The following is a 12,974-nucleotide window of genomic DNA, read 5'->3' on the forward strand; positions in this document are numbered from 1 at the left end:
CCCATGGGAAAGGGCGAACCGCGGCTGATTCCCGCTGTCCGCCCGCCCCGTGTGCCAAGCATGGTTATATTGGATGTTACTTTGTTCCCGGTGATGCTGTAGGACTGCTGCCTGGTGAAGCCTCTGCTCCAGGAGTTGGCGATGGTTCTGGTGCAGTGAGTGTATCCTCTACGAACTGCTTCAGTGCCTTCTCGCTGCTGAAGCTTATCACCTGGGAGCCGTCCTTGAGGGTCTTCTCCCGGATCAGCTTCATCGGCGGAATCTGCTCGCTGCCGCCCATAGAGCTGTCATAACCTACAGCGCCCAGCTTCCACATGTCGCTCGCGTCAAGGTTCGTGTCGATATAAGGCGTAACCTGACCGAGAATATTCGGCAGCTTGATGATCGAAGTGGTGCTGATCACCTTGTCCGCCACCGCCTTAAGGAAGCCGCGCTGGCGCTCGGTCCGGGTGAAGTCGGAGGTGGCATCATGGCGGAAGCGTACATATTGCAGCGCCATTTTTCCGTCCAGGTGCTGGAAGCCTTTTTTGAGATCAATATCGTATTCAGGCCCGTCTGCCTTAGTGGTGTAGCGCATGTCCTTTTCGACCTCATAGTCCACACCGCCCACGGCATCCACCAGCTTAATGAAGCCCTGGAAATCGGTATAGACATAATATTGAATCGGAATGCCGAGCAGGTCGCTTACCGTCTGCATCGCCGTATTGGGTCCGTAAGTAATGGCGGCATTGATCCGCTGGGTCCCGTGGTCGGGAATATCAACATACGTATCACGCAGAATAGAGAAGACATAGAATTTCTTCTTTACCGGATCAAGTGAGGCTACCAGCATGGTGTCGGAACGCGGCACCTCGCCCTTCTTCACCCCGCGGCCATCCACGCCCATAAGCAGGATGTTGACCGGCTCTGTGCCTTCCCATTCGGGAGGTTTTACGGCTTCTGCCGAGGCTGTCGGTACATTGGCCCACGGAGAATCTTCGCCTGTCTTGTGGAGGTTATCGAGCTGGTTGTAAATAGCAGTGAAATAGTAAACCAGACCTCCGATAATTAAAAGGAGTATGATTGCCAGAGTCCAGAGCAGCGTTTTCTTCTTTGACTTGCCGGCTTTTGCGTGCCGGTTCTTTCTTGGCGGCATTTCGTTCGTCCTTTCCAGTTCACATTCTCTACATTATAATTTCTTTTGGGAAGACACGCAATTTCAGAAATCATTAACCATATTACAAGGAGTGAATAATAAATGAATATCACTATAGGCGACAAGGTTCCGGACTTCACACTCCCTGCCTCAACAGGGGCTAGCATCAGCTTAAGCGACTATCGCGGCAGGAAGGTGCTGCTCTATTTCTATCCCAAGGACAGTACTCCGGCCTGCACTCAAGAGGCTTGTGATTTTCGTGATGCCCACGATACGATTACTGCGAATGGGGCAGTTGTCCTGGGAATCAGCGCCGATCCTCTGGCCTCGCACAGCAAATTTATTGCCAAGAACAGCCTGCCCTTTCCGCTATTGTCCGATGAGGAGCATACGGTGAGTGAATTATTCGGCGTATGGCAGCTTAAGAAGCTCTACGGCAAGGAATTCATGGGCATTGTCCGTTCTACTTTTCTAATTGATGAGGAAGGCATTCTGAGAGCGGAGTGGCGAAAGGTCAGAGTGAAGGGCCATGTAGAGGCCGCATTAGAACAAATCGTGAAATAATTAAGTATGCTGGGAATTAATTGTATTTGTCTGTTACTTTTCTAACAGCTATAGCCACGCTCACTCGTGATATAGTTGCCTCATATTACTTCAAATTTGGAGCAAGGTATGGGGGATGGCATGAAGAGACTGCGTATTGGGCTTGACGTCGGATCAACTACGGCCAAATTGGTAGTTATGCAGCGGGATATCATTATATATCAGGATTATGTGCGTCATTTCAGTGATATAAAAAAGGCGGCGGTCACCCTGCTCTCAGAGGTTCAGCAGAGGTTCCCCGGCAGTGAAGCAGCGCTCACCGTAAGCGGCTCCTCCGGCTTATCCCTGTCTAAGCTAGGGGAGATTCCGTTTGTCCAGGAGGTCATTGCCTGCACGAGGGCGATCAGCGGACGGATTCCAGAATGTGATACCGCGATTGAGCTGGGTGGAGAGGATGCCAAAATCATCTATCTCAGCGGCGGCATTGAGCAGCGGATGAACACAGCCTGTGCAGGCGGTACAGGGGCATTCATCGATCAGATGGCCTCTCTGCTGCAGACGGACCCTGCCGGGCTGAATGCGCTCGCGGTGAAGCATGAGCGGATCTATCCCATCGCTTCGCGCTGCGGGGTATTCGCCAAGAGCGATGTGCAGCCGCTGCTGAATGAAGGGGCGCGGCGCGAGGATGTGGCGGCCTCGATCTTCCAGAGCATCGTGAACCAGACAATTAGCGGATTGGCCTGCGGACGGCCAATCCGTGGGCGTGTTGCTTTTCTCGGGGGACCTTTGACCTTCCTGTCCGCTCTGCGGGACCGGTTCACGGAGACGCTGGGGTTGAAGGAGGACGAGGTGCTGTTCCCCGAGCACTCGCAATACTTCGTCGCCATCGGTTCAGCGCTTGCCGAGTCAGATCCCGTGTTCCTGCCGCTGAGCGGCTGGATTGCGCGGATCATGGCGGTAGACTTCTCACAGGACCGCGCGGAGGATGCAGAGCTGGCGCCGCTGTTCAGAGCGCCGGAGGATCTGGCGCAGTTCAGACTCCGTCACAGTCAGGCTACAGCACCGCGCTCCGCGCTGGCTGCTTACCAGGGGCCGGTCTATCTCGGCATTGATGCCGGCTCGACCACGACAAAGCTGGTGGTTACCGGAGCGGCGGATGAGATTTTGCATACCTTCTACGGGAGCAATGGAGGCAATCCGCTGCAGTCGGTTACGGACGCGCTGAAGGAGCTCTACCGAATTCTGCCCTCTGGCTGCTACATTGCGGGAGCTTACGCAACCGGTTATGGCGAGGGTCTGGTCAAGGCAGCGCTACGGATGGACGGCGGGGAAGTAGAGACGGTGGCCCACTACAAGGCAGCCTCCCGGTTCATGCCGGAGGTCGACTTCATCCTCGATATCGGCGGCCAGGACATGAAGTGCATCAAGATCCGCGGGGGAGCCATTGACAGCCTGATGCTTAATGAAGCCTGCTCGGCGGGCTGCGGCTCCTTCCTGGAGAGCTTCGCTTCCGCACTGGAGCTTGGCATAGAGGAATTCGCCGCTGCTGCGCTCGAATCGAAGGGGCCGGTGAATCTCGGCTCGCGTTGTACCGTGTTCATGAATTCCAAGGTGAAGCAGGTCCAGAAGGAGGGGGCGACACTTGCTGATCTCTCGGCGGGGCTTGCTTATTCCGTGGTGAAGAATGCGCTGCAAAAGGTGATCAAGATCCGTAATCCTGAAGATCTGGGCCGGAATATCATTGTTCAGGGCGGGACCTTCTATAATGAGGCTGTCCTGCGGGCTTTTGAGCTGCTTACGGGAAGAACGGTAGTCAGACCCGATATCGCCGGTGTGATGGGCGCTTACGGCTGTGCGCTGATTGCCAGAGAACAAGCTGCGCTGGAAGGAATCAGCACAATTCTCGGACCGGAGGAGCTGGAGAGCTTCCAGTATTCCGTCGCTCCAGGCCGCTGCAGCCGCTGTGCCAACAACTGTGCGCTGACTATCAGCCGGTTCCCGGACAAGAGCTTCCATGTGACGGGGAACCGCTGTGAACGCGGCGCAGGCGGCAAGAAAGAGAAGAACACGCTGCCGAATCTGATGCAATATAAATATGAGCGGTTCTTCGCCTACGAGGGCCTGCCTGAGGTGGCGGCGGTCCGGGGGACGGTTGGTCTTCCGCGCACCATGAATATGTTCGAGAATTACCCGTTCTGGCATACTTTTTTCACCTCGCTGCGCTACCGGACCGTGCTGTCTCCGAAGTCCAGTAAGAAGCTGTATGAGAGCGGAATGGATACCATTCCTTCGGAATCCATCTGCTATCCGGCCAAAATGGCTCACGGGCATGTGCAGCAGCTGATCGGCCAGGGCGTGGATTTCATCTTTTACCCGGCGGTGGTGTATGAGAAGAAGGAGGATGATGCGGCGCAGAATCACTTCAACTGCCCGGTGGTTGCCTCCTACCCCGAGGTGATCCGTAATAATATGGACGGCCTGAAGGAGCAGGGGGTTCCGCTGGTCAGCCCGTTCCTGACCTTCGACGATATTCCGGCGCTGACCCGGGTGCTGGCGCGAACCTTCGCCGAGGTGCCTAAGGAGGAGATTGCGGCTGCTGTCCAGGCGGGACTGGCGGAAGCGGAACAGGCGAAGAACGATGTGCGTACCAAGGGCGAGGAGACGCTGGTCTTCCTCACGGAGACAGGCACGAAGGGAATTCTGCTCTGCGGGCATCCGTATCATGCCGACCCTGAGATCAACCACGGGATTGCCGATATGATTACGGGTATGGGACTTGCGGTGCTGACCGAGGATTCGATCTGCCATCTGGACCACAGTGAAGGGGACGTTGGCGTAGTGAACCAGTGGACCTACCATGCACGGATGTACCGTGCAGCCCGGCTGGCGGCGGGAAGAAATGATCTGGAGCTGGTCCAGCTTACCTCCTTCGGCTGCGGGATCGATGCGATCACCTGCGATGCGGTTCAGGAGATTATGGAGCGTCACAACAAGGTCTACACGCTTATCAAAATCGATGAGATCAGCAATCTCGGAGCCGCGCGGATTCGCCTGCGTTCGCTCCAGGCCGCGATGCGTGAGCGCGAGAGAGGTGAGGTTAAGCCGCAGCTGCTCTACAAGCCGCAAGTCAATGTGCCGTTCACCAAAGAAATGAAGGATAGCTATACCATCCTTGCCCCGCAGATGTCACCGATTCATTTCGAGCTGTTCGAACGGGTCTTCCAGGATGCGGGCTACCGGCTGAAAATTCTGGAATCGACTGGTCCGCAGGAGACGGAGGAAGGCCTACGGTACGTCAACAATGATGCCTGTTATCCGGCGATTGTCACGATTGGGCAGATGCTGTCGGCACTGAAGAGCGGCGATTACGACCCGGACCGGACTGCTGTGATTATGTCGCAGACTGGAGGCGGATGCCGGGCGACCAACTATATCTCCCTGCTGCGCAAGGCGCTGAAGGATGCTGATCTGGGGCAGATCCCGGTCATCTCCCTGAATGCCTCCGGGATGGAGAACCAGCCGGGCTTCCGCATCAGCCTGAAGCTGGCGAACCGTCTGATCGCCGCAGCCTGCTACGGGGATCTGATGATGCGTCTCTTGCACCGCTTCAGACCGTATGAAGCAGTACCGGGAAGCGCAGAGGCCTTATTCCGCGAGGGAATGGACCGCTGCAAGGGCAGTCTGTCAAACTTCTCGTTCCGCGAATATAAGCGGCTGACCCGTGAGATTGTTGCCGGATTCTCGCGGCTGCCGGTCATCCTGGTAGAGAAGCCCAAGGTGGGCATTGTCGGGGAGATTCTAATCAAATTCCATCCGGATGCCAACAACCATATCATCGACATGATTGAGGCCGAGGGCGGAGAGGCCGTGATGCCTGATTTCCTGGACTTCATTTTCTATTGTGTCTACAATCCCATCTATAAGGCCGAGCAATTCGGCAAAAGCAAGCGGCTGGGCTATATCAATCCCATGCTGATCTCCTATCTTGAAATCTACCGCAAGCCGGTCAAGGTAGCACTGGAGCAGGCTGGACTATCCAAAGGCCGGGAGAACATCTACGGTCTGGCCGAGAAGGCAAGCCGCCTCGTGTCGGTTGGCAACCAGATGGGCGAAGGTTGGTTCCTGACGGCGGAGATGATGGATCTGCTGGATAACGGTGTGAACAATATTGCTTGCATTCAGCCGTTTGCCTGCTTGCCCAATCACATTACCGGGCGCGGGATGATTAAGGGGCTTAAGGAGCTATATTCTGGTGCGAACATCGTCGCCATTGATTATGATGCCGGAGTCAGTGTGGTCAACCAGGCCAACCGGATCAAGCTGATGATGTCGATTGCCAGCGGCCTTACTGCCGGTACCCAGCCGTCAGCGGACGATCTGGCACAGCTGGTGCCTGTCATGGCCGGAGGTGTGGGCTGCCAAGGATAGAGCAAGCCGCCTGCGAATAAGCAGCGGTTGAGTAAATGAAGAGCGGACCGGAGGAAACTCCGGTCCGCTTTTTTTGGCCTTCGTGCGTGAAACGCGCGAAAAAAACCTTGGACGGGGGCCTGGCCTCTTGGGGGAGAGATATGCTCAGGCGGGATGGGGGACGGTTATGTGGGACAGGAAATGGGGAATGGAGAATGGAAACAAGTGGATTTTCTCCAACTACTAATGCACAATTAGGCTGCTGCTGAATCAGCAATTGGAAAAAAGGCACTTAAATCTACCCGTTTCATCCATAGTAGCGATAACTGTCCTAAACAGATGGTGTTTATCCACTTGCTTCCGGCTAACCCCCAAATCTGGTCAAATTAAGATACATTTATCCAACTGCTTCCGGTCAGCACCGCATCTGGGCTACCTGCTTGTAGGCAGAAGGCGGCTTCATTGCAGGTTCCTCGAAATTTTTAAGCTTTGTTCCAGGCTAGACAAGAATAGCCGATTACCGCTGGAGCTTCTGCTTCACACGCATGGCCTTGGTAAGATGGACGAAATTATGGCGTGTAACCGGCATCAGAACATGGCCGGCGAACGTCTTACCGCTCCAATAATCGAATAACCACTGCTCGGTTTCCAGGACGGCCTGCTCCTCTCTGACTCTTCGGAACTGCGTCGGTGTGGCTCTGGCCGTGAATTGGCCCGGCTGCAGCGCAGAGAGGATGCAGCGGGTTCTGCCCGCGACAGCACACCGGTACGCTGCCAACGCTCCGAGATCGATCTCTGCGCTGAGGGCGGCGATATCCTGCTCGCTCATCCCGTTGCCGGAATGAATGAAGGGCGTCTGCAGCCTCTCTGCATAATGCTCCGAATGAAGCACCTGCTCACGGTCTGCCCCCAGGAGGTTCATCGTAATATCCTCGATTCTCGCACTGTGCCACAGATGCCAGACTATAGAATTACGGCTTCCGGGCGTACGCACGGGGTAGCTTCGTAAGGTGGACTCTAACAAACGGTCCCATAGGGAGTCCTCCAGAGTCGTCTGTTCCGCGCTCCTGCCTTCAGAAGCATAGAGGGCTGAGTGCAGCTCCAGAGACAAAGTGACTGCCTTAGCATGCTCATCCGGCAGGGAGATGATCCCCGACAAGATTTTGTGCTGCGCATTCCAGTGATGACGTTGTTCCGTATTCATTATAAACCCCTCTTTTCGTAAAATTCATATCGTGAAAATAAGTGATTTTCAGAAAATTTCTGCAAGAAAATCATTGACGGATAAATAGGTAAATTGTAAAATAGTTCGTATGCGAAGTATTATTGTGCATTATGTTTGTGGAGGGATAAGGCTTGGAAGAAAAGGAAAAGCAACTGGACGATATTCTGTCCTCTTTCCGCTGCATTACTCATAATTTCCAGCAGCTTCTGTGGAAGGATGCAGAGGAGCTTAACATCACATCTACCCAGCTGATGGTATTGCGTAAATTATCCTTGCATCCCGATATCGGGATCACGGAGCTGGCCGATCTTCTGCATCTGGGCAACAGCGCAGCCAGCGGGGTGGTGGACCGGATGGTGAAGGCCGGACTGATTACCAGGGAACGCTCGCAGAGCGACAGACGAATATTCAAGCTGGCGATGACTGAGAAAGGCAAGGAGATCCGTCTGCTCAGCAGACAGTCACTCCGAAGACATTTGCAGCCAATGGCAAATATTCCTGCGGAGGATGTACAGGAGCTGCTGCGGCTGCATGGTGAAATTATCCGAATTCTAGAACAAGGGAGAGACAACAAGAAGCTATGAGTACAATTACAGCCGGTAATGCACCGTCCAAGACGGTCCGCAGAGGCCCGATTATCGCAGCGCTCCTGATCGGCGCCTTCGTGGCGTTATTGAATCAGACACTGATGAATGTGGCGCTGCCCAAAATGATGGAGGATCTGAATATCCTCGCCAATACGGCCCAATGGCTGACGACAGGGTTCATGCTGGTTAACGGTGTGCTTGTGCCGATAAGCGCCTATCTGGTGGAGAAATTTACGACCCGCCAGCTCTTTACGACAGCAATGATGTTATTTTCGATAGGTACTCTAGTCTGTGCAATAGGAACAGGCTTTGAGATGATTATGGTCGGCAGAGTCATTCAGGCCGTGGGTGCCGGAATTCTGATGCCGCTGATGAACATTGTGTTCCTGCGCATCTTCCCGATTGAAGAACGGGGCAAGGCAATGGGGCTGATGGCGGTTGCGATGATTTTTGCTCCGGCTGTCGGACCTACCTTATCCGGTTGGGTCGTGCAGAACTATTCCTGGCGCGTGCTGTTCTACATCGTGCTTCCGCTGGCCATCTTCTCGATGCTGCTCGGCATGAAGACTATGCAGAATGTCGGCAAGCTGACTTCTCCGAAACTGGATAAACCGGGTGTGATCTTATCGACCCTGGGCTTCGGCGGGCTGCTCTACGGCTTCAGTGACGCCGGAACAGACGGCTGGGGAAGTAAGACCGTTATTCTTTGTCTGATCCTGGGTATCGTGTCTCTGGGTCTGTTCGTGTGGCGTGAGCTGACCGCGGATAAGCCGCTGCTTGAGTTCCGGATTTTCCGCTACAATATGTTCTCACTTACTACTGTGATCAACATTATCGTCACCATGGCTATGTATGCAGGGATGATCCTGCTGCCGATCTATCTGCAGACGATCCGAGGCTTCACACCGATGGAATCCGGACTGATGCTGCTGCCGGGTGCGATTCTGATGGGCGTTATGTCACCGATCACCGGAATTATATTTGATAAAATCGGCGCCAGATGGCTGGCGGTTATCGGCCTTGCTATCACCACTGTGACGACCTGGGAATTCAGCCAGATCAGCACCACTACCACCTATACTCACCTGATCCTGACGTATACGGCCCGGATGTTCGGGATGTCGATGCTGATGATGCCTATCGTCACCGCTGGTCTGAACCAGCTGCCGCAGCGTCTGGCTTCCCATGGTACAGCCATGTCCAACACCCTGCGTACCGTGGGCGGCGCACTGGGGATGGCCCTGTTCGTCAGCCTGATGACTAACCGTACGAAGAGCAACATTACCGATGCGCTGGTAAGCGGAGCGGTGTCGAAGACCGATAAGGCTGCAATGCTCAAGCTTACACAGGACGCAACGATTAACGGGATTACCCATGCGTTCGCTGTAGCGACCTGGGTAACTGTTGTTGCCCTGGTGCTGGCGCTGTTCATCCGCAAGACCTCTCCGCAGCCCGACTTCCTGAAGACGGAAGAAGCGGAAGGCGGACAGCCGCAGCCGAACCTGACGAAATCACAGAGAGCATAATCCTGTTTACAGTACAAGTGGAAACGGCTTTACCGTCCTTTTAAAGGACGGTACCGTTTCAGCGAGAAATAGCAGGACGATTTATCGTGTGAAACAGATAAATTCTTATATTTTAAAAAAGACGATCCGCTATAACCGTTAACGGTTATAGCGGATCGTCTTTCCTGCGTCTGGAGAGGATGCAGAACTGCCCCACTGCCCTGCACCTCCCCAGCCCATAACCAGCTTCTCCCTTAGAGTATATACCGGCAAACCTGACAACATGGATTCAGGTTCGGATGCGGATGGAGAAAGATTGTACATGCTTGAATGCGGGCATGGCGGTTATTGCATCTCCGCCAGATCTGCTGAATATGCCGCCGCGACGCCGCGGGCCACCTCGCCTAATCTGCGGCGGACATGCTCCGGTCCAAGCACCTCCAGGACGGTCCCGAAGCTTAGCAGGAAGCCGTATAGCCAGTCATTCTCAGGGTACTGGAGCGTTAGGGTGTATCCGCCGGTATCATCCCGCTGGAGCGTCTCACAGTCGAAGTATTCCTCTGCGAGATGCTTGCCTTCCGGCGCGAAACGCAGCTTGACCGGCGTGAGATTCTGCGGTTCCTTCCAGCTACTACTCCACGGCAATTCTGTAAGCGGGATATCCTGGCGGATATAGTGCCTGTTCTCCTTCACCAGCGCTTTCATCCGCAGCAGCTTGAAGAGGCGGAAATCCTGACGGTCCTGGCAGAACCCGTATAAGTACCAGAACGGTCCCTTGAGAACCAGCGTATACGGCTCGACCGTACGCAGACTTACCCTGCCTTCGGCAGTTATGTATTCAAAAGTGACCGTAACCTCTTTCTCCAAGGCTTCTTTAAGAAGGCTCAGCCGCTCCTCCAGCGGGCCTGTCAGCTCCCAGGGGGAGAAATCGACAATCATCCGGGTGGTTTGGCTGCGGAAGGCGGCGATCTGGGAGGGAGGGACGACACTGCTGATTTTCTCCATCAATAGCTGATGGCCTCCTCCTCCGATGGAAGAGGCGCTTTGCAGCGCGTTGAAAATATCGGCCAGCTCGCGTTCCGATAACACGTTGCGGTCCAGCCGGTAGCCCTGCATGAGGCCGATGCCGCCCCCTGATCCCTGATAGGTGACCACAGGGATGCCTGCGCTGTTAATGCTGTCTATATCGCGGTAAATCGTACGCACGGAGACCTCGAACATATCGGCCAGCTCCTTGGCCTGAATCAGCGGCCGGTTGAGCAGCAGAATGACAATGGAGAGCAGACGGTCTATTTTCACAGGAAAACCTTCTTTCAGGCGTTAGGTAAGGTGTGGATTAACGGGTCTTGGAGGTTTCTTTAACCTTCACTTGGACCTTGGGTTCAAGCGTAGCCACTGGCTTGCGCCGGCGCAGCCGGAGAGAAATGGCAGCCCGGTAACGGTAGAGGGCAATCAGCGCGGCGATGGCCAGCACACCTACCGCAATCCAAAGGGCGTAGGATTCGATCAGGTGGAAGATGCCCATCCACTGCGGGCCGAAGATTTTGCCGATTCCGAGGAATAACACTACCCAGAATATTGCGCCCCCATAGGCATACATAGCGAATTTACGGAAGGGCAGGGCGATAATCCCGGCAAAATAGCCGGTGAAGTGTCGGACGCCGGGGATGAAATAGCCGATGGAAATCAGCACGCTGCCGTATTTCTCGAACCAGCGCTGTGTCTTTTCCAGCTTGGCGGGAGAGAACATGAACCATTTGCCGTACCGCTGGATAAAGGGCAGACCGGCCTTCAGTCCGATGAAATAAGTGATGGTCATCCCGATTGTAGTCCCTAAGAAGGCTACGATCACCAGTGTGAAGAAATCCAGCCTCCCCGTGAAAGAGAGAAATCCTGCGAAGGCCATCGTGGTCTCCCCGGGAAAAGGCAGGGCGATAAATTCGAGCAAAAGCCCGAAGAACAATACGCTATATCCATAGCTCGCAAACAATTCCTGTATCCATTTCAGCATATCCATAAATTCTTCACTCTCCAAAGGCTGCGCGCCAATTCTATTCTGAAGCTTGTCTTCATACAATCTACCAAATGGTGCGGAAGCGCCAATAGAATGCTGGAGGTAGAGAAGATGAAGAACAACCGGGAAAATCCTATCCGCCGCATCATGATCTGCGGGTTGCTTGTTATTGCTGTTGTGCTAAGTCTGGGTGTGTCAGCTTATGGAGGGCAGGGGAATTCTTCCGGTTCGCGGAGTAAGTACTCCCTACAGGCTGAAGCAGGCAGTACGTTACCTCTACTCTCTAAGAATAATGCTCCGGCTGTCCCGGTGCAAGATTTGCGCCCGGCAGCGGCCAGAATGACAACCGCAGAATTACGGCAGCTGCACATTTCGGGCGGTTCAGCCCCTAAAGCAGGTGCGGAGCGTCCTGCTCAAGTATCCGCTGCTGCGGGAAAAGCTGCTCCGGCAGCGGGACACCGCAAGGAGAAGGTGGTCTATCTGACTTTTGACGACGGTCCAAGCGCAGTTACTCCCAAGGTACTTAGCATATTGCAGGAGCAGGGGGTTAAGGCGACCTTCTTCGTGCTGGGGGATCAGGCCGCAGGCCGTCCCGAGCTGATCAAGGCCATCTGGGAGCAAGGGCATGCTATCGGCAACCATACCTATAATCATAACTATCATGATTTATATAGCGGCTTCAAGGAGTTCTGGCGCCAAATCAAACAGACGGAGGAAACGGTACGTGAGATCACAGGCGTCCGTCCGCAGCTGGTCCGTGCGCCGGGCGGCACGTTCGGCCATTTCGACAGTACATATTTCAATCTGCTGAAGCAGGCAGGCTACGGGGTGATGGACTGGACTGTGGACAGCGGGGATTCCCGCCGCCGGGGAGTGCCCGCTGCGGAGATTGTACAGGCTTCTGTGGCTGACTTGACCTCTTCCAGTGTGGTATTGCTGCTGCATGACGGATCGGGCCATGAACAGAGCGCCAAGGCGCTGCCCGCCATCATTGAACGCTACAGAGCAGCCGGTTATGGATTCGGTGTTCTGGATGCGCAGAGTGATCCCGTACAGTTCAGGGTGTCTTCCAAGGCAGCCTCCCTTCATCGGGGCAAACCGTCACAGGATTGGATATCGGTCAATATTGCCCCGAATGCGGAGTTGTTTGCACCAGGCAAGGCGCTTGCGCTTGAGATTGGCGGGATGGAAACCAAGCTAAAGCCCGGAGAGTACCGTCTACAGGACGGGCAGTACTATGTTCCGCTACGCGCCACCGTGGAACGGCTGGGCGGACGGGTCGGCTGGGATGTGGCTACCCGCAGCGCAGCTGTAAGCTGGAACGGCCGCAGCATGACGTTAGACTCACAAAGGCAGGAGGTGGGCATTCACTGGCCGGACGGTACAGCAGAGTACAAGGCGGCACAGGTACAGCTCCAAGGCTCCTCCCTCTGGGTACCCCTGCGTATGCTGCTGGAGGCGGCAGGTCATCCGGGTGCGGAAGCCTTTGTAAATGCAGAGGAGCGCAGGGTCACCGCAGCTTAAGGCGGATATCCGGTTGGGAGGAGGGAACGGCAAG

At 54.9% G+C, this 12,974-nt stretch carries 9 protein-coding genes; 5 read left to right on the forward strand and 4 right to left on the reverse strand.

Annotated features, from left to right (window positions below; translation table 11 throughout):
- Positions 1-76 precede the first annotated feature (76 nt).
- Entirely contained in the window at positions 77-1,135 is a 1,059-nt protein-coding gene (locus NYE24_RS23565; protein ID WP_076161318.1) for an LCP family protein, read from the reverse strand.
- A gap of 102 nt (positions 1,136-1,237) precedes the next feature.
- Between NYE24_RS23565 and bcp the strand changes: the two genes are divergently transcribed.
- A complete protein-coding gene (gene bcp / locus NYE24_RS23570) occupies positions 1,238-1,699 on the forward strand; it encodes a thioredoxin-dependent thiol peroxidase (RefSeq protein WP_076161320.1) in 462 nt (153 codons plus the stop codon).
- A 120-nt stretch (positions 1,700-1,819) separates the two neighbouring features.
- Positions 1,820-6,106, forward strand: a complete 4,287-nt coding sequence (locus tag NYE24_RS23575) for an acyl-CoA dehydratase activase-related protein (protein ID WP_342476795.1) — start codon at positions 1,820-1,822, stop codon at positions 6,104-6,106.
- 496 nt (positions 6,107-6,602) lie between these two features.
- On the opposite strand, the gene NYE24_RS23580 is transcribed toward NYE24_RS23575, so the two are convergent.
- The gene (locus NYE24_RS23580) at positions 6,603-7,289 is read right to left on the reverse strand and encodes a DinB family protein (RefSeq protein WP_342476796.1); all 687 of its coding nucleotides are present in this window, start codon (positions 7,287-7,289) and stop codon (positions 6,603-6,605) included.
- 152 nt (positions 7,290-7,441) lie between these two features.
- Between NYE24_RS23580 and NYE24_RS23585 the strand changes: the two genes are divergently transcribed.
- Positions 7,442-7,894, forward strand: a complete 453-nt coding sequence (locus NYE24_RS23585; protein WP_036700082.1) for a MarR family transcriptional regulator — start codon at positions 7,442-7,444, stop codon at positions 7,892-7,894.
- Entirely contained in the window at positions 7,891-9,423 is a 1,533-nt protein-coding gene (locus NYE24_RS23590) for a DHA2 family efflux MFS transporter permease subunit (protein WP_036700084.1), read from the forward strand. Before NYE24_RS23585 ends, NYE24_RS23590 begins: the two co-directional genes overlap by 4 nt.
- 324 nt (positions 9,424-9,747) lie before the next feature.
- Here NYE24_RS23590 and NYE24_RS23595 read toward each other — a convergent pair whose 3' ends face one another.
- On the reverse strand, positions 9,748-10,701 hold the full coding sequence (locus NYE24_RS23595) for a YafY family protein (RefSeq protein WP_076161326.1): 954 nt from the start codon (positions 10,699-10,701) through the stop codon (positions 9,748-9,750).
- A gap of 37 nt (positions 10,702-10,738) precedes the next feature.
- The gene (locus tag NYE24_RS23600) at positions 10,739-11,419 is read right to left on the reverse strand and encodes a DedA family protein (protein WP_341028606.1); all 681 of its coding nucleotides are present in this window, start codon (positions 11,417-11,419) and stop codon (positions 10,739-10,741) included.
- A gap of 108 nt (positions 11,420-11,527) precedes the next feature.
- Between NYE24_RS23600 and NYE24_RS23605 the strand changes: the two genes are divergently transcribed.
- Positions 11,528-12,940, forward strand: coding sequence for a polysaccharide deacetylase (locus NYE24_RS23605; RefSeq protein WP_036700120.1), 1,413 nt, complete (start codon positions 11,528-11,530; stop codon positions 12,938-12,940).
- Positions 12,941-12,974 lie beyond the last annotated feature (34 nt).

It is taken from the genome of Paenibacillus sp. FSL H7-0350 (assembly GCF_038593195.1).
Classification (GTDB): domain Bacteria; phylum Bacillota; class Bacilli; order Paenibacillales; family Paenibacillaceae; genus Paenibacillus_AQ.

Coding starts and splice junctions, on each gene's coding strand:
- NYE24_RS23565 (WP_076161318.1), bottom strand. CDS start 1,135: ATGCCGCCAAGAAAGAACCGGCACGCAAAAGCCGGCAAGTCAAAGAAG.
- bcp (WP_076161320.1), top strand. CDS start 1,238: ATGAATATCACTATAGGCGACAAGGTTCCGGACTTCACACTCCCTGCC.
- NYE24_RS23575 (WP_342476795.1), top strand. CDS start 1,820: ATGAAGAGACTGCGTATTGGGCTTGACGTCGGATCAACTACGGCCAAA.
- NYE24_RS23580 (WP_342476796.1), bottom strand. CDS start 7,289: ATGAATACGGAACAACGTCATCACTGGAATGCGCAGCACAAAATCTTG.
- NYE24_RS23590 (WP_036700084.1), top strand. CDS start 7,891: ATGAGTACAATTACAGCCGGTAATGCACCGTCCAAGACGGTCCGCAGA.
- NYE24_RS23600 (WP_341028606.1), bottom strand. CDS start 11,419: ATGGATATGCTGAAATGGATACAGGAATTGTTTGCGAGCTATGGATAT.
- NYE24_RS23605 (WP_036700120.1), top strand. CDS start 11,528: ATGAAGAACAACCGGGAAAATCCTATCCGCCGCATCATGATCTGCGGG.